This window comes from Streptomyces sp. ISL-1 (assembly GCF_018614585.1).
Taxonomy (GTDB): domain Bacteria; phylum Actinomycetota; class Actinomycetes; order Streptomycetales; family Streptomycetaceae; genus Streptomyces; species Streptomyces maoxianensis.
The window spans coordinates 38,042-53,855 of sequence record NZ_JAGGOI010000010.1 but is presented as its reverse complement, the minus strand read 5'-3'; the positions used below and the strand labels follow the sequence as shown (position 1 = coordinate 53,855).

General features: G+C 67.2%; 14 protein-coding genes and 2 pseudogenes. 6 read left to right on the top strand and 10 right to left on the bottom strand.

Annotated features, from left to right (window positions below; genetic code table 11):
- Positions 1–222: 222 nt before the first annotated feature.
- Positions 223–1,494: pseudogene (locus tag J7E87_RS09400) on the top strand (DUF445 domain-containing protein); the annotation flags it as partial.
- 108 nt (positions 1,495–1,602) lie between these two features.
- Here J7E87_RS09400 and J7E87_RS09395 read toward each other — a convergent pair.
- Positions 1,603–2,583: a CHRD domain-containing protein gene (locus J7E87_RS09395; RefSeq protein ID WP_215091991.1), complete on the bottom strand. Its 981-nt coding sequence runs from the start codon at positions 2,581–2,583 to the stop codon at positions 1,603–1,605.
- A gap of 171 nt (positions 2,584–2,754) precedes the next feature.
- On the opposite strand from J7E87_RS09395, the gene J7E87_RS09390 reads away from it, so the two are divergent.
- Together J7E87_RS09390 and J7E87_RS09385 are read left to right on the top strand one after the other, a co-directional pair.
- Positions 2,755–3,258 carry a hypothetical protein gene (locus J7E87_RS09390; RefSeq protein WP_215091989.1) on the top strand — a complete coding sequence of 168 codons (504 nt, stop codon included), beginning with the start codon at positions 2,755–2,757 and terminating at the stop codon, positions 3,256–3,258.
- 679 nt (positions 3,259–3,937) lie between these two features.
- A complete protein-coding gene (locus J7E87_RS09385) occupies positions 3,938–4,642 on the top strand; it encodes a hypothetical protein (protein WP_215091987.1) in 705 nt (234 codons plus the stop codon).
- A gap of 75 nt (positions 4,643–4,717) precedes the next feature.
- Here J7E87_RS09385 and J7E87_RS09380 read toward each other — a convergent pair.
- The 6 genes and pseudogenes from J7E87_RS09380 to J7E87_RS09355 form a co-directional block, all read right to left on the bottom strand.
- Positions 4,718–5,181: pseudogene (locus J7E87_RS09380) on the bottom strand (SRPBCC family protein).
- 267 nt (positions 5,182–5,448) lie between these two features.
- The gene (locus J7E87_RS09375; protein ID WP_215091985.1) at positions 5,449–6,399 is read right to left on the bottom strand and encodes a hypothetical protein; all 951 of its coding nucleotides are present in this window, start codon (positions 6,397–6,399) and stop codon (positions 5,449–5,451) included.
- Positions 6,400–6,900: 501 nt separating this feature from the next.
- On the bottom strand, positions 6,901–8,331 hold the full coding sequence (locus tag J7E87_RS09370; RefSeq protein WP_215091983.1) for a beta-propeller fold lactonase family protein: 1,431 nt from the start codon (positions 8,329–8,331) through the stop codon (positions 6,901–6,903).
- A 418-nt stretch (positions 8,332–8,749) separates the two neighbouring features.
- Entirely contained in the window at positions 8,750–9,124 is a 375-nt protein-coding gene (locus J7E87_RS09365) for a hypothetical protein (protein ID WP_215091981.1), read from the bottom strand.
- Positions 9,125–9,193: 69 nt separating this feature from the next.
- Positions 9,194–9,631 carry a hypothetical protein gene (locus J7E87_RS09360; protein ID WP_251017197.1) on the bottom strand — a complete coding sequence of 146 codons (438 nt, stop codon included), beginning with the start codon at positions 9,629–9,631 and terminating at the stop codon, positions 9,194–9,196.
- A 141-nt stretch (positions 9,632–9,772) separates the two neighbouring features.
- Positions 9,773–9,997 (bottom strand): hypothetical protein, encoded by a 225-nt coding sequence (locus tag J7E87_RS09355; protein ID WP_215092163.1) that lies wholly within the window; start codon positions 9,995–9,997, stop codon positions 9,773–9,775.
- A gap of 887 nt (positions 9,998–10,884) precedes the next feature.
- Between J7E87_RS09355 and J7E87_RS09350 the strand changes: the two genes are divergently transcribed.
- Both J7E87_RS09350 and J7E87_RS09345 read left to right on the top strand, forming a co-directional pair.
- Complete coding sequence (locus J7E87_RS09350) at positions 10,885–11,400, top strand: DUF6879 family protein (protein WP_215091979.1); 516 nt, start codon at positions 10,885–10,887, stop codon at positions 11,398–11,400.
- 6 nt (positions 11,401–11,406) lie between these two features.
- Positions 11,407–12,261 carry a helix-turn-helix transcriptional regulator gene (locus J7E87_RS09345; RefSeq protein ID WP_215091977.1) on the top strand — a complete coding sequence of 285 codons (855 nt, stop codon included), beginning with the start codon at positions 11,407–11,409 and terminating at the stop codon, positions 12,259–12,261.
- A gap of 45 nt (positions 12,262–12,306) precedes the next feature.
- On the opposite strand, the gene J7E87_RS09340 is transcribed toward J7E87_RS09345, so the two are convergent.
- Positions 12,307–12,504: a DUF397 domain-containing protein gene (locus tag J7E87_RS09340; RefSeq protein ID WP_215091975.1), complete on the bottom strand. Its 198-nt coding sequence runs from the start codon at positions 12,502–12,504 to the stop codon at positions 12,307–12,309.
- The gene (locus tag J7E87_RS09335) at positions 12,504–13,349 is read right to left on the bottom strand and encodes a helix-turn-helix transcriptional regulator (protein WP_215091974.1); all 846 of its coding nucleotides are present in this window, start codon (positions 13,347–13,349) and stop codon (positions 12,504–12,506) included. The genes J7E87_RS09340 and J7E87_RS09335 overlap by 1 nt, the downstream gene beginning before the upstream one ends.
- Positions 13,350–13,509: 160 nt before the next feature.
- Between J7E87_RS09335 and J7E87_RS09330 the strand changes: the two genes are divergently transcribed.
- The gene (locus tag J7E87_RS09330; protein ID WP_251017196.1) at positions 13,510–14,175 is read left to right on the top strand and encodes an ATP-binding protein; all 666 of its coding nucleotides are present in this window, start codon (positions 13,510–13,512) and stop codon (positions 14,173–14,175) included.
- 281 nt (positions 14,176–14,456) lie between these two features.
- Here J7E87_RS09330 and J7E87_RS09325 read toward each other — a convergent pair whose 3' ends face one another.
- Positions 14,457–15,812 carry a DNA cytosine methyltransferase gene (locus J7E87_RS09325; protein ID WP_215091973.1) on the bottom strand — a complete coding sequence of 452 codons (1,356 nt, stop codon included), beginning with the start codon at positions 15,810–15,812 and terminating at the stop codon, positions 14,457–14,459.
- Between the last annotated feature and the right edge of the window lie 2 nt (positions 15,813–15,814).

The window sequence follows — 15,814 nt, the reverse complement described above, 5'->3', positions numbered from 1 at the left end:
CGGCCGGCGCTGGCAGAGGGCGGCCGCTCTGAGGCGAACCCGTCTGCCGAGGACCGGTCTGCCGAGGACAGTTCTGCGCAGCACCGTTCTGCGCAGCACAGTTCTGCCCAGGACAGCTCTGCCCAGGACAGCTCTGCGCAGCACAGTTCTGCCCAGGACAGGTCTGCCAAGGAGCGGTCTGCCCGGGCCCGGTCCGCCGATCACGCGCCGCGGGCCCGCCCGCCCCTGCCCTCTTTCGCGTTCACCGAGGCGGACGCCGAGAAGCAGCGCGGGGTCCGCAGAATGAAGACGACGGCGACCGGCGCGCTGGTGTTCGTCGCGCTGATCTTCATCCTCGCCACCTGGGGGAAGAACGCCGGTCTCGGCGGCTGGACCGGCTATGTCGCGGCCGCCGCGGAGGCGGGCATGGTCGGCGCGCTGGCCGACTGGTTCGCCGTCACGGCGCTCTTCCGCCATCCGCTCGGCCTGCCCATCCCGCACACCGCGATCATCCCGACCAAGAAGGACCAGCTCGGTACCACCCTCGGCTCGTTCGTCGGGGAGAACTTCCTGTCCGGCGATGTCGTACGTGCCAGGCTGCACGCGCTGGGCATCGGCGCCCGCCTCGGCGCCTGGCTCGCCGAGCCCGCCCACGCCGACCGGGTCACCGCCGAGCTGTCCACCGCGCTGCGCGGCGCGCTGACGGTGCTGCGCGACTCCGACGTTCAGGCCGTCGTCGGCGAGGCCATCACGCGCCGCGCGGACAGCGCGGAGATCGGCCCCGGCATAGGCAAGACCCTGGACAAGGTCGTCGCCGACGGCGCCCACCACCGCGCGGTCGACCTGGTCTGCGCCCGCGCGGCCGACTGGCTGGTGCTCCACTCGGACTCGGTGATGGACGCGGTCGAGGGCGGGGCGCCCGGCTGGACCCCGCGTTTCGTGGACAGGAAGGTCGGCGAGCGCGTCTACAAGGAGCTGCTGCGCTTCGTCACCGAGATGCGCGACATGCCGGCCCACCCGGCGCGCGGCGCGATCGACCGCTTCCTGGCGGACTTCGCGGCCGACCTCCAGTCGGACACCGACACCCGGGCGCGGGTGGAGCGTATGAAGTCGGATCTGCTGGCGCGCTCGGAGGTGCAGGACGTGATCGCCTCGGCCTGGGCCTCCGTACGCACCATGATCATCTCGGCGGCCGAGGACGACCGGAGCGAACTGCGGCTGCGCGCCCGTGCCTCGCTGCTTTCGCTGGGCTCGCGGCTGGCGACGGACAGCCGGCTGCAGGGGAAGGTGGACGGGTGGCTGGAGGACGCGGCGGTGTACGTGGTGACCACGTACCGCGAAGAGATCACCTCGCTGATCTCGGAGACGGTTGCGAGCTGGGACGCGGAGAGCACCTCGCGCAAGATCGAGGCGAACATCGGCCGCGACCTGCAGTTCATCCGGATCAACGGCACGGTGGTCGGCGCGCTGGCCGGCCTGCTGATCTACACGGTGGCACAAGCGCTGGGCGCGTGACCGGTCCCTGCCGGCCCGGTCACGCGCCCAACCACCTGGGGGAGGTGTCGTGGAATACGTACGACATGCCGTACGCGTTCAGCGGCCACGACCTCCGTGGCCGAATGTTCAGCGGAAGAGCTGGCCGCGGACGGCGCCGTCGGGGAACTCGGCGGTGTGGATGTTGGAGTAGTAGTTCTGCGGGTTGGCGTGGACTCGCTTGACCACGTCGGGGTTCTGCCCCGCCAGCTTCCCGGAGACGGCGAAGATCCCGTCCGGCACGGGCCGGTTGAAGAAGTCGAAGACGACGTCGCCGTTCTTGCCGAACGCGCCCTTGTGGATGTGGCCCTTGGAAGGGCTCTTGATGTTGACCCAGGCGAGGGAGTAGTCGACGTTCGTACCCTTCGGGTGCAGGAACGTCACCGCGTGCCCGTCCGGGTCGCCCACCTTGGACGCGTCGTTCTTCGGGACCTCCTGGTCGCCGTTGGACAGCGCCCGCAGTTTGCCGCCCTTGATGATGTTGAGCGGGTTGATGTTCTTGTGGAGGGGCTTCAGCTGCCCCCGTACGGCTCCGCCCGGGAACTCCGTGCTGTGCAGGTTCACATAGAAGCCGGACGGGTTGGTACGGATGCTCTTGGCCAGCTTGGCGTCGGTGATGGCCACCTGACCGGCCGCAGAGTGAACCGTGTCGGGCATCGCGGTCCCGAAGAGCGGGACCTTGACGGCGCCGTTCTTCCCGGCGACGCCCTCGTGGATGTGCCCGAGGCTGGGCACGAAGCCCTTCCACTGCAGGGCGAAGGTGACGCGGTCGCCCTTCACCTTGACGAGGGCGACGGCCTTGCCGTCGGGGTCGTTCACGGCGGGCCCGCCGGGGACGGCGACCTCGCCCGCGCCGGAGAGCTGGGCGGCGAAGGTGACGGCGGGCGCGCTGGAGGCCTTGCTGAAGGTGGCGCCGGCGTTGCCGCCCGCGGTTGATCCCTGCCCACTGTCGATCCCGCCGCTGTGCCCGCCTTCATGGCCGTCGTGACTGCCATGGGCGAGGGCCGGAGTAACACCCGCAACACCAAGCACAATTGCGGCGGCGGATACGGCAACATGACGCTTCTGCATTGTTTTGATCCTCCCGTTGAGGCCGACTCCTTACGGGGCCGGTCGCGATGAAGTACGCGCCCGGCAGTCGGCTCGTTCAATGGAAAATTCCTTGAATTCGGTTGAACCCCGGTTCAGTTGACGCCGTACCACTCGACGTAACCGTCACCACACCACACCGGGGGAACAATCATGCGCAGCACCCGTACGACAGCTCTGCTCGCCGCACCGCTGGCATCGCTCGCGCTGCTGGCTCTGGCCGGCTGCGGCGGCTCGGCTGAGGACTCCAAGGACGGCGGCAAGGACGGCGCCGGGAAGCCGGCGGCGAAGCCCGGGGCAACGGTGTCCGTGAGGGCGGCGGACTCGTCGCTCGGCAAGATCCTCGTCGACGATTCGGGCCGTACGCTGTACGGATTCACCAAGGACAAGCCCGGCGCCAGCAAGTGCGACGCCGACTGCGTCGCGGTCTGGCCGGCCCTCACCTCCGCGAAGGACGTGAAGGCGGGCGCGGGGACCGACGCCGCCCTGCTGAAGGAGACGAAGCTCGGCGAGGGCGCGGAACAGGCGGTCTACGGGGACTGGCCGCTGTACTACTACGTGGGCGACGCGACGGCGGGGGACGTGAACGGGCAGGGGCTGGACGGGGAGTGGTTCGTGATCGCGGCGGACGGCAAGCTCATCAAGAAGGCGTCCTGACGATGTGACGACAGTGACATCCGTGCGTATCGCGGAATTCACCGGTCCTTCATAAAAAGCGGGAACGGTCTATCGGTAATCGAATTCCGTATCTGCTCCTGCTCCACAAAACCTGCGGCGGCCGTGACCACTCCCCGGCCGCCGCAGTCGTGCCGCAGGACGCGGGCGTCGCCCTCGAAATCGGTTCCCGGGAATGGCACCTGGGCCCGGGCCACTGGGAGCGCACGATGACCCGCCGAAACCGCGTGGTGCGCCATGGCGTGACGGGGCTCGCGGCGTCGCCGACTCAACTGCGGGACTAACCGGAGGAGATTTCCACCGCGCTTCGAGACGCGCCGGCGGTGGGCAGGGCGAGGCCCCAACCGGCCGTACACCTGGGTGCCCCTGGCCGAGCCGGCCCTCGCGCGGGGCGGCGACGAAGTTCCCCCAGGCCGGAGAGCCGAGGGCTGGGCTCTAGAGATCTTCGATGGCTGGGGTTACGGCGGTTGAAGGTCGAGCCCGGTCTTGGTGATGAGGCCGTCGAAAGATCGACCGTGGTGTGGTCACTGGTGGCTGACGGACCATCGGCCGCGTCAGACGGACAGGCCGCTGCGCTTCTACGTACGCCGGTGCCTCGGGGCAACCTTCTGCGGCTCACGGTGGTCGAACCGCCTGAACCGACGATGGAGGAACACAGCCCATGCGTACCGGACGACTGCAAACAGCCCTGATCGCGGTGGGCGTGGGGGCGCTCCTCGTGCTCGCGGGCTCGGGCTGTACGGCGGCGTCCGAGGGAGCCGACACCAGGGGGTACAAGCTTGCCCCGCCGCGGTTGGTCGGCGAGTACAAGGAGCATCGCAGATACGGGAACACCTATGTCGGGATCGTGGACTGCGCGGGTCAGCCCTCTGACGCGGACTGCTATGCGGCCAAGACGGAAGTCTGGGGTATCGGTGTCGAACCGAAGGACGCCAACAGGATCGTCGAGAAAGCGACTGGCACGGGCGCCGACTACGTGCTGGGCGACGTTGACGCGGAAGGTGCCCGCTACCTGGTCTTCAGAGGACTCCAGGGCCGGATTCCTGACCCCGACAAGGCGGTCGCCCGCATGTTCCGCTCGATCGAGAAGAGCGAGCAGCTCCCTTTCAGCTTCGGCCACACGAAGTGGGTCGGCGGCCCCAGGACGTTCGACCTGGAGGGCTTCAAGGGCGCCGTGATGAAGTGCCGGAAGACCCTGTACACATTCAAGGACGTGTACGACGGCACCGTGACGAGGACACCGCGCGTGGTCTGCGTCTGGGCCGACCACAGCACCGTGGCCGCCACCGAACTCGCGGACACGTCTCCGTCGGAGCTGGCCGACCTCACCGCCGAGCTCTATCGGACTTCGCGCGTCAAGAAGTGATCCCGCTTGGCGGCGACCGCCTTCATCGCGGCCCTGAGGACTGGGCGGCATTGTAAGCCGCACCCTTAGAGATCTCTAGCTGCTGCGGCTTTCCACCGCGGCGGCGACATCGTCGAGGTCCTTCGCGATCGCCCTGCTCACGGCCTTGACGCCGAGGCCGCCGAGCAGCTTGGCGAGCAGACCCATGAAGCCGCCGGGCGGGACGGCCGAGAATGTCATCCGCACGGTCGTCGCCTCCGGGCCGGCGGTCACCAGCGCGAACTCCGACACATAGTGGGCGCCTTGGGAGTCGGCCTCCACCAAAAAAGCTCGGGGGGCTCGCTGGCGGTCACATACAACTCCTCGGTGGCTGCCTTGCCCAGCATCCGCCGGGTCTCGCGCCACCGTGTGCCCACTCCGAAGCCGCCCTCGGTGAGGACCTCGATCCGCTCCACGCCGCTGAGTACGCGCTCCGTGCCCTCAAGGTCGGTCAGGGCCTCCCACACCCGCTCGGGAGACGCCCGGATCACGCGCTCGACGACGACAGTCCTGGTTGCCATGGTCCCCATGGAACCACGGGCTGCGTCAGCCGCCCCCGCTCTGTCGCCCACTGGCCGCAGGCCGGCAGGGCCTTTCTCTCGGATCTTGCCGGGCTCGCGTGCGAACAGGTCTCGGGCTCGCCACTGCCTGTACATGGAGTAGCCCCGGCCCCGGCCGCCCCGGGTTCAGTTCCGCGCCGCGCGCCGAAGAGCCCCTGCCCGACTTCTCCGAGAGGGGTTCTCGGCTGCGGTGGACGTGTGGGGATGTGGTCGGAGCGAGGGCGTGGCCTACGGCGCGAGCCACTCCGCCTGGAGCTGGGGAGCCACGTTGGTCTCTCCTGTGAACAGCCAGTTCGAGGTGGCGGCACTTCCGGTGGTCTGGAAGGCCCTGAGGGAGATCACGTCATCGACATTCAGCTGAACAATCGTTGACACGTCCTGCGAGGTGCCCATGCCGACCGGGGCGTCCGCGGTGTCCTGCCCGTCAAAGGCGACGACACTGCCGTTGACGGAGATACGAAGTTGACGCTGCCCCGCGACATTCGCAGTGAAGTTCCAGAGAATCCTTCCCTTGAGGAGGTAGCGCCCGGCGGTGTTGACCTCCAGCGTCGAGTTCGTCGAGTTGAACATCGTGTCCGTGTCGTAGGCGGCGCCACTGAAAGTGATCGGGGTCTCGGCGTTGGTCGGGATGGTCTGAGATTCGCTGGCGAAGATGCTCGCACCGACATTGACCGTGGGCCCGGTCGACCCCGTAGCCCCGGTCGACCCCGTAGCCCCGGTCGATCCCGTCGGGCCGCTGGGTCCCGGCCCGCCCGTCGGTCCCGGCCCGCCCGTCGCACCCGGGTCACCCGGCACGCCCTGCGCGCCCGTCGCGCCCAGCCCGCCCGTGGGCCCGGCAGGCCCCGCCGTACCTGTCGCCCCCGTTGGCCCCGCCGTACCCGTCGCCCCCGCCGTACCCGTCGCCCCCGTCGGCCCCGTCGCACCGGTCGCGCCCTTCGGGCCTCTCTTGCACTCGTCCTTACCACCGCGGTCCGACCCGTCCAGGCACTTGTCGTCTCCTCCGCCCGGGCCGCTCGACACGCTCACGCGTTCGCCCATGCTCTGAGCCGCGACCCCGACCGGACTGACGAGCCCGGCCGCCAGGACCAGCGCGAGTGAGGCGATCGCGCCGCCCGCGGTCCAGTTGGCCCGACGAGCCAGCGGCCCCAGTCGGGACCCTGTCCTGTTGGCAGGACTCATGTGCGCGCTCCTCGTTTCGACCGGTTGGGGACTCCACGTCCGATCCCAAGGGCGAGTTTGACCCGCGCGCAGCCGATCGATCGTCACAGCCGGTCGGCACGCGCTGATTATCAATAACTCGGAGTAATCGGCAGATTCAGGTGGGGTGCCTGTCCTCCGCTGACACGGGAACGACGCCAAGCTGACCGCTGCTTCGTAGGAGGTGGCGGTCTGGCGCGGTGGCCGGCCACTGAGCCTGCCGCGGTTCTGCCGGTGTCGCTGCTGGCCGGTCTTCTCCGGACCTGTTCACCGAAGGCGGCCGATGTGCCAGGCGCAGCCGATCAAACCGCCACAGCCCAGGCGACGTTGTGGCCCTGACCTCGAACGGGGTCAGGGCCACAACGTGGTGGAGGAAGCGACGGGTCTGGGCGGGAGTTGCACGAGCAGGAGTGCTCTTCAAGGCGGATCAGTCACCGGACCGCGAGAGGCGGCGGGAGATCGCCGTGTCTCGGCCGGGCGCGCTCACCCCTTCCCGGACGACAGCACCGGGATACGGATGTCGCTCTGGCCGGGCAGTACTGACGACAGGTCGGGCTTGTAGTCGTCGCGCTTCTTGCACAGGGTGACGGTGGAGGGCAGATAGGTGTCGTCGCCGGCGAAGGAGGCGGTGTAGCAGGTGTCCTTGTCCTGCTTGCCGGGGACCTTGCAGGTGGCTTTGCCTTGGACGTTGGTGGTGTCGGTGCACAGCAGGACGGCGTTGGTGAAGTCGATGTCCTTGCCTTCCAGGGGCTTGCCCTCGGCGGTCAGCTTGGCGGTCAGCGTGAGACCGTCCCCGCCCTCGGGGTGGTCCTTGTCCTTCTTCTTCGCCTTCAGCGTCAGCTTGGTCGGGATCCGCTCCGCATCGATGGTCCCGATCGCCACCCCAATGGGTCCGTCGCCGACGGTGACCTTGTCGATGACGGTATTGGTGGCGGTATCGATCACCGACACGTTGTCATCGTTGGTGTTGGCGACGTAGACGCGGGAGCCGTCCGGGGTGATCGCTACCCCGGTGGGGCCGTTGCCGACGGTGACGGTGTCGGTGACGGTATTGGTGGCGGTATCGATCACCGACACGGTGGCATCGAGGGAGTTGGTGACGTAGACGCGGGAGCCGTCCGGGGTGACCGCCACGTCAAAGGGGCCGTTGCCGACGGTGACGGTGTCGGTGACGGTATTGGTGGCGGTATCGATCACCGACACGGTGTCCGAGTTGAGGTTGGCGACGTAGACGCGGGAGCCGTCGGGGGTGACCGCCAGCCCAATGGGGACGTCGCCGACGGTGACGGTGTCGGTGACGGTATTGGTGGCGGTATCGATTACCGACACGGTGTCATCGTTGAAGTTGGTGACGTAGACGCGGGAGCCGTCCGGAGTGACTGCCACCCCGCGGGGGCCGTTGCCGACGGTGACGGTGTCGGTGACGGTATTGGTGGCGGTATCGATCACCGACACGCTGCCCGTGATGAAGTTGGCGACGTAGACGCGGGAGCCATCCGGAGTGACCGCCACCCCAATGGGGCCTGCGTCGACAGTGACGGTGTCCGTGACGGTATTGGTGGCGGTATCGATCACCGACACGGTGTCATCGTTGAAGTTGGTGACGTAGACGCGGGAGCCGTCCGGAGTGACTGCCACGTCCTGGGGGGCGTCGCCCACGGCGACAGTGGCCGAGACGGTATTGGTGGCGGTATCGATCACCGACACCGTGTCCGAGCTTTCGTTGGCGACGTAGGCGAAGGTTCCGGTTTGTGCGGCGGCGGGTGTGGCCAGGGTGATCGGGACGGCCAGGCCGGCCAGGACCGCCACTCCCGCCACCCAGGCCCGCACCAGCACCCACCACGAACCTCCGCCCCCGCGACTTCGCCCCCCACTCCCCTGCTCCGATGCGCCCAGTACCGCGATACCCGACATGAAGACCTCCTGCAGCGCACGACACCGAGGTGTATGCGAGTGATCCGAACGGACTCGGCGACTGATGCCCCGTCATGGACCTCCGGGATCGCCGCGGCGCTGATGATCGCCGCGCCCGACGCTAACTGCCGCGATCGGCCATTTCTGCTCGAAACCTACTAATGCGGGCCAAACGGACGACTCGAGTCCCCCTTGCGGGCCCCGCCGTCGCCGGCCCGCGACGAACCCAACCTGCGCAATCGCTGTTGGAACGCCTCCGAGTGCCCCGCGTCGGTCTTGTTCGACCGCGCAGCAGACCTCACCACTTCATCGCTGCCCAACGGGTTTCGGGTTCGCCGCTGCTGTGGACTCGGGGTAGCCCCGGCCTGTCCGCGACGGGGGACGTAGGCAGACCGGGGTTGGCGGATTGCTCAAGCCGTCACTCGATGGTGAGACGCCCCGTGCGCAGGATGGCGTGATTGGCGAAGAGACCGTCGAGGTGGAACTCGCGGTTCAGGTCGGCAGTCCACTTGGCGTCTGGCAGGTCGCGGTGGGCGGGTGCTTTGACGGCGCGGGCCCGGGTGCATTGGGTGAGGATCCACCGGGATTGTGTCTGGCTGGTGGGCGGGTTGTTGTACATGCTCGCGGCCAGTCGCAACAAGTGGTCGCCGGTGGCGGTGTCCGGGTCGGTGACGCCGACGATGGCGATGTCGCCGAGGTTGCGGGAGTCGCTGGACTGTGTGGTGTAGGCGACGGTCAGGCCTTCCAGTGGGAAGACGGTGAGGCGGCTGCAGGCGGAGAGAAGGGCGGCCATGGTCGGGTTCCGTTCTGCGCGCGAGGACGCGCGGCCCGCTGGGGGAGACGGGCCGCGCGGGGGATCGGGTCAGCAGCCGTCGCCGTCGCCGCAGCAGGCCGGCGGGTTGCACTCCGCCGCGGTGCCCCACAGTTCGTGGTCGACGGCGTAGCCCATCTCTTCGATGGCCTGGACGGTGCGCTCGATGGCGATACCGTCGCGCAGGCGCCGGCCCCCCAGCGGGTTGTGATGCAGGAACGTGCCGAACCGGCGGTGGCAGAAGTCGGCGTACTCGCGGCTGTGCAGGATGAACGCGTGCCAGCCCGGGTCGACCTTCCGTGACGGGGACAGCGGTACGTCGTTGCGGTGCCCGGCCATGTCGATGAAGGCGAGGGCCTGATCCATCACGCGTTCGGCCTGGGGCCGATCCATGTCCTCTTCGAACTCGAGGAAGGTGACGAGCCGTTCGAAGAGTTCGGGGTCGAGGAGTCGGCGGCCGCTGGTCTGTTCTGTCGCGAGAGCAGTCATGCAACGTTCCTTGATGTGTCCTCGGCGCGAGGCCTTCCCTCACGCCGTCGTGCACGTCGGGGCCTTCAAGTGCCCGTCACCGCCTCGGCCGGGGTTTCCTGGCCGGAGTCGTCGGCCGAGGCGGGGCTCATCAGGTGAGGGCTACGGGCAGCACGGGCCCGCGTACACCTCGATGTCGAGGACGTGGGCGCCGAGCCGGCCGCGCGATATTCCGACGCTGCGTGCGCCGGTCGTGAGGGGCTGGTCGCACCAGACGCAGGCTCGTCCCGCGTACTGCTCCCAGCTCAGCTCTCCGGCCGCGGGCAGCACGCGCGCGTCGGCGGTGGGCGCGGTCAACGGACGGCCCTGCAGCGGGGGCACGAGCACCGCGGGAAGGCGAGGGAATCCACGAGCCGCTCGGGGTCGCCCGTCGGGACCGTGAGCCTCCAGACCTCCCGCCGTCGGCGGGTCGCGGCGTCCACCCGGTACACCTTCAACGTCATCACGGGGCGTGGCCGGGTGGCGGTGGTCACTGTGGCTCCGGCCCGCCGTTGGGCCACTTCGTGCGCGAGAACATGTTGAAGTGATTGCCCTTGGCGTGCGGGCACAGCGTGCAGCGGGTCTCTGCGCCGGGCTTCTTGACTCAGAGCAGGGGATACACGACCCAGGGTGGTGTACGGCTTCATGACGCCAGCCCCGCGGGCACAGCGACGAGGCCGCGCTGCTCGCGGCACGGCGCGCACGCCCGCAGGGGATACGGCGTGCCCGAGACGCGCTCATCGGCTCGGACTACCTTGGCAGTCCCGGACGGGCCACGGTGCCAGTTGCACCAGTTGGCCGTTCCCGCGTCGCAGGCCCCCGAGGGGCTTCGTGAGTCCATGCGCACGACCGTAGGAACCGGAACCCTGCGTCCGCCACAAAGTTGCACAAGATTACAGGTGAGTTGATGCTCGCAGTTCGAGACGGGTATGCGCTCTTGACCGACGGAGCCCTGAGGCGTGACCGTGGTGCAAATCGCTGTAAGCAATAGCGCGGGAGGTCAACCGCTGTGAATTTACGGTTCGTCGGGATCGACCCCGACACGGACGACGACGGATGCCCAACAGTGTGGGTGGACACGGACACATCGGATCTGTTGATCCAGAGCTATACGGCCGACGCAGAGTCGACCGCCCGGTGCGACGAACTGTCTCCGGCGAGGGCGCCGATCCCGCCCACCGAAACGGTCGTCAGGATCCCCAAGCGCATGGTGCCCATCATCAGGAAGGCGTGCGATGAGCTCGATCCCGGAGTTCGGTGAACTCCTCGCCGACGCTGAGCGGTCGGCAGTCCACCTCGAGATGCGGGACAGCTACTACAGCAACCCGCGCTTCGAGGAGTGGCAGCAGGGGCACCGCACCGACTGGGACGACAGGGCTTCGTGGTGGCGGCCGTTCCATCAGCAGATCGCCGACGCCGTCGCCCGCGGGGTGAGCGTCCGCCGCGCGAGGGTCGTCTCCGAGCCGGTGACCGAATACATTCGCTGGGAGCACTACGTCACCCACTCCAACGTGACCGCAGGCGAGCGGGTGAAGTGGCTGCCCCGCCGGGAAGCGACGGAACTGCTACTGCCGGGAAATGATTTCTGGATCTTCGACGATCGCCTGATTCGGGTACACCATTTCTCCGGCGATGGAGACTGGGCGGACAAGGAGCTGCGGGACGACCCCGGAGTGGTGGACATGTACTCTGCCGCCTTCGAGAAGATCTGGGAGCGCGCCATCCCGCACGACCAGTACGAGATCAAATAGGCGGCCATGCCCCACTTCCCCATGTCCAGCGTGCAGGAAGCACGTGCAGCTCTCGCCGAACGTCTGCGGGAGCTGCGCCTGGATGCGGGGATCACGGGCAAGGAGCTGGCAAAGCGCTGCGGCTGGTCCGTCGCCAAATCGTCCCGGATCGAGAACGCGCACACAGCACCGTCCGACGCGGACATACGAGCCTGGTGCGCCGCCTGCGGGGCAGACGGCCAGGCGGCTGACCTTGTCGCAGCCAACCGCCAGGCCGACTCCATGTACGTCCAGTGGAGACGGCTCCAACACACGGGGATGAAACGCCTTCAGGAAGCGTCAACGCCCCTGTACGAACGCACCCGCCTGTTCCGCGTGTATGCATCCCGCGTCGTGCCGGGCTTCCTCCAGACGCCCGGCTACGCGACAGCTCTCATGGGTACCATCGCGGCTTTCCGGGGCACCCCAGACGACGTGAGCGAGGCGGTCGAAGCCCGCATGCGCCGCTCACATGTCGTCTACGAAGGGGAACACCGCTTCGCAACGCTCGTCGAGGAGAACGTCCTCAACCACCGCATCGGTGACTCGGAGGTGATGGCCGGCCAGCTGGGCAGTCTGCTGGCTTCCATGGCTCTGCCGTCCATGTCGCTCGGGGTCATCCCCGCCGAGGCTCCTCGGGAACAGGTCATGTGGCCTCTGGAGCAGTTCACGGCCTTCGACGACATACGGATCCATGTGGAGCTGCTCGCGGCACGCGTTACGGTAACGGCCCCCAGCGAACTGGACGTTTACCTACGCGCGTTCACCAGACTCACAGAGCTTGCCGTGTACGGCACCGAGGCGCGGGCGCTGATAGTGAAAGCCATCGAGGCTCTGGCCTGAACATCCCGCGGGGCGGTGTAAGTGAGCCGACTGAGACGGGGCCTCCTAGCTGATCCGCCCGAGACGCAGGGCACCAACGAAGTCCCCCCAGGCGGCTGAGCCGAGGGTGAGCCGCGGGCCGTGTGGGATTTTGGAGTCTCGTACGGCCACGTCCTCTGCAGACGCGGCTACCTCGACGCACTCGCCACCCATGCCGTTGCTGTAACTGCTCCTGCGCCATGTGGTCGTGGGGTGCGGCTTCATCAGAAGTGATCCTCCAGAACTCTTTTGATCAGCAGTGTCGATCGCTGCGGACTCAGGGCAAGCGCCCTGAGGTGGTCGAACGCCTTCGTATAGAGGGTCACGTCCGTGGGATGCTCGAGATAGACGGAGTCGGTCAGTCCCTCCCGATACACCACGTCGGGGTCTTCCTGTTCCGGGAAGCCGAGGACGGTGAAGGGGCCTGTGGTGGGATATGCCCCGGCATCGAAGGGCAGTACCTGGACCGTCACGTGCCTCAACTTCGCAATTTCCAGCATACGTTCGAGCTGGCCCGTCATGACCTGACGATTTCCGACGATGTGCATGAGCGCGCTCTGATGCACCACGACCCACAGGTCCGGAGCGTTGTCACCCGTCAGCAACTGCTGACGTCGCATCCGTACGTCGACCATGCGTGCAATGCCCTCTGCGGTGTGATCGACCCAAGCGCGGCTCATCTCCGTCGCGTACTCGGGAGTCTGCAGCAGCCCCGGAATGAACTCCCCCTGGTAGCTGCGGAGAGTCGAAGCGGCCTGCTCCAGGCCCACGTACACGGAGAACCATCCGGGGACGGCATCGCCGTGTGCGTGCCACCAGCCTTTTGTCTTCGACTCCTTGGCCAAGGACTTGAGCAGTTCGCGGAGATCGTCCGAGGTCCCGTAGAAGCGACACAGCGCATCCACGTCGGACGGCTGAACCCGTCCCTGGCCGGTCTCCATGCGATTGACCTTGGAGCTGCTCCAGTCCAGCTCCTTGCCCACGTGAACGCAGGTGAAGCCGTGGTCCTCGCGGAGCTTCCTGAGCTCGATCGCCAACCGACGGCGGCGAGCGGTGGGGGAGCCTGCCATCCCAACTCCTTGTGCTGTAGCGGATGTTCCATCCCATCGGAAGTACCGAGAAAGGCCAATCACCCGATGGAGGGAATCTCTTCGTGCACGTTGCATGAAGGGAATGGCCGCTGCAATCATCTCACTGGGAGTGACCGCTGGTCACGCAGTGCACGGAGAAATGCTCGGGAGGCGGATCGAGATGATCTACGACATGGATTGCGTAACGCGGAAGCCCTGGGAGCTGCTCTTCGCCGCCGAGCCGAGCGAACTGGCGGGATTGCGGCGCGTGATGAGGCTGCACCTGACTCTGTGGGGCCTGCCCGGACTGGTCGAGACGGCTCAGATCTGCGTCACGGAACTGGCCTCGAACGTCATCCGTCACGTGGGTGCCGGCACGCCCACCACGCTCGCTGTCTCGATGAGCGGTACGTACCTCCGCATTGAGCTGCACGACCCGGACACGCGAGCGCTTCCCACTCTGCTCAACGCGGAGTGTGAGGCGGAGTCGGGTCGTGGAATGATGCTCGTCGACGCGGTCACCGACCGGTGGGGTGTGATCCTCCGGGCGGACTCCAAGGTGGTGTGGTGCGAGTTGTCCACGGGCCTGACCGGGCCGAACGGCCACACCGGGGGCCCGAGGATGGCGCGCGTCGAGGAGTTCATGACGCTGTACGGAATGGTCCGGCACCCGCGCCCGGCCTGGTCGGGTCGGCTAGCGGTGGCCGTCGTGGAGGAGGTGGTGATCGACGTGATCGCCGACCTCCTCCACTGGCTCAGGGCTCACGGCTGCGACCCGGACGAGGCGCTTGACCTTGCGCAGACGCACTTTGAGGCGGAGGAGTGATCGGAGAACGAGGCGCTGGGATCCGTCCCGTAGAGATCTGGCTGTCGACTGCAGGGCTGTCAACCCTCGTTACCGAATTGGACTGTCAGTCGAGGGGCATGGGGCGCTGAGGCCCACTCCATCGATTACGAGTTCAGCGAGGTCGATGATTTCGCGGCCTCGGACCCGAGGGCGTCTGATTCCCCACCACCAGGATTTCCTTCGCTGGGCATCACCGATCCGTGACCCAGAAATTCCGTTGCGGAACAACCGACCTCACAGGATTTCTGAGACTGCTTTGATCAGGGGCGCAGGTAGGAGTGGATCGCCGAGGCGATGGCCGTGCCGAGTGGGATGGGTACCGCGTTGCCGATCTGGGTCGCGATGTCGGTCTTCGAGCCGCACCAGCGAAAACCGGCGGGGAAGCCCTGAATCCGAGCGGCCTCGTAATGAGTGATCGGACGGGCGGCTGTCGGATGGAGGTAGCGCCCCTTCTCGGGCTTGAAGAACTCGGTTCGAATAGTGACCGACGGCTCGCCCAGACGCAGCCGGCCCATCACGTCGCCGGTACCGGTGTTGTGGTTGTCCCAGCTCTCGGTCGACAGGTACTCGACGGAAGTCCGCACGCCTGGGGGATTCGGGTTGTCGAAGATGTGGATCTCGCCGTACTCGTCCTCCGTGAACCACTTGTCGCGCAGATCCTTGCGGTTACCGCCCGGGGGGATGGCCTTGTAGCGCGCCATGGACAGCGGCTTCGGATTACGGCCGAAGTGGAGGTCGGAGGTCGTGAAAACACCCGTGACCACGGCGTCGATCTCAGCGATGTACTCCTTGGCGTCTGGCAGTTCGGTGCCTCGGATAACGAGCCCAGCAGACTCGTCGAACACGCTGTCCACGGCTTCCCAGTACGAGGGCTGCACAGCCTCGAAGACTTCCAGTGGCTGGGGGGAGGTGCCGGTGCGCTGTTTCGGGCGCCGGACGTGTGTCGGGGCGGGGTACGTCAACGTACGAGCGTTATCGATATCGCGACGCACACCGATGACGATGGCTCGTCGTCGTGCTTGGGCTGCACCGTAATGGGCGGAGTTGAGGAGATAGCGTTTGTTCTTCTCCTCGTCCGTCTCGTTCGGATCGTGGCCGGGAGGATCGACGAGCCGGTACTCGGCCAGCAGGCCGCCTTCTTCAACCTGCGCCAGAAGATTACGAAATTCGTCCGACTTGAGAAAGCGGTCGACGTTCTCGATGACGAAGACCTTCGGGCGAATTTCAGCAACGATCCGTACGTATTCCTCCCAGAGGCGGTTGCGCTCGCTGCCCTTCTTCTTGCGGTTCAGGGCCGAAAAGCCCTGGCACGGCGGTCCTCCGACCACCACGTCCGCGTGGAGGGCGTCCGGTGTCGGTTCCCACTTCTCGATGTCCCCGCAGTGGATGCGCGTGGGCGGGAGTTCCTTGTCCGGCCGGCCACTTCCGAAGTTCGCGGCGTACGTCGCAACCGCAGCGGCGTTGTGCTCGACGGCCGCGATGCTGTGGAAGACCGGTCGGCCGTCCGGAGCCCCCTCCGGTCGAAACTCGTGGAACCCCTGGGTGAAGCCACCGCAGCCGGCAAACAGGTCGACGACGGTGATGGGCTCGAGATCGAGGGGGTGGGGCGTGTGCATGT

Coding starts and splice junctions, on each gene's coding strand:
- J7E87_RS09345 (WP_215091977.1), top strand. CDS start 11,407: ATGCCCCACTTCCCCATGTCCAGCGTGCAGGAAGCACGTGCAGCTCTC.
- J7E87_RS09360 (WP_251017197.1), bottom strand. CDS start 9,631: ATGACTGCTCTCGCGACAGAACAGACCAGCGGCCGCCGACTCCTCGAC.
- J7E87_RS09390 (WP_215091989.1), top strand. CDS start 2,755: ATGCGCAGCACCCGTACGACAGCTCTGCTCGCCGCACCGCTGGCATCG.
- J7E87_RS09365 (WP_215091981.1), bottom strand. CDS start 9,124: ATGGCCGCCCTTCTCTCCGCCTGCAGCCGCCTCACCGTCTTCCCACTG.
- J7E87_RS09350 (WP_215091979.1), top strand. CDS start 10,885: ATGAGCTCGATCCCGGAGTTCGGTGAACTCCTCGCCGACGCTGAGCGG.
- J7E87_RS09395 (WP_215091991.1), bottom strand. CDS start 2,583: ATGCAGAAGCGTCATGTTGCCGTATCCGCCGCCGCAATTGTGCTTGGT.
- J7E87_RS09330 (WP_251017196.1), top strand. CDS start 13,510: ATGCTCGGGAGGCGGATCGAGATGATCTACGACATGGATTGCGTAACG.
- J7E87_RS09370 (WP_215091983.1), bottom strand. CDS start 8,331: ATGTCGGGTATCGCGGTACTGGGCGCATCGGAGCAGGGGAGTGGGGGG.
- J7E87_RS09325 (WP_215091973.1), bottom strand. CDS start 15,812: ATGCACACGCCCCACCCCCTCGATCTCGAGCCCATCACCGTCGTCGAC.
- J7E87_RS09335 (WP_215091974.1), bottom strand. CDS start 13,349: ATGGCAGGCTCCCCCACCGCTCGCCGCCGTCGGTTGGCGATCGAGCTC.
- J7E87_RS09340 (WP_215091975.1), bottom strand. CDS start 12,504: ATGAAGCCGCACCCCACGACCACATGGCGCAGGAGCAGTTACAGCAAC.
- J7E87_RS09385 (WP_215091987.1), top strand. CDS start 3,938: ATGCGTACCGGACGACTGCAAACAGCCCTGATCGCGGTGGGCGTGGGG.
- J7E87_RS09375 (WP_215091985.1), bottom strand. CDS start 6,399: ATGAGTCCTGCCAACAGGACAGGGTCCCGACTGGGGCCGCTGGCTCGT.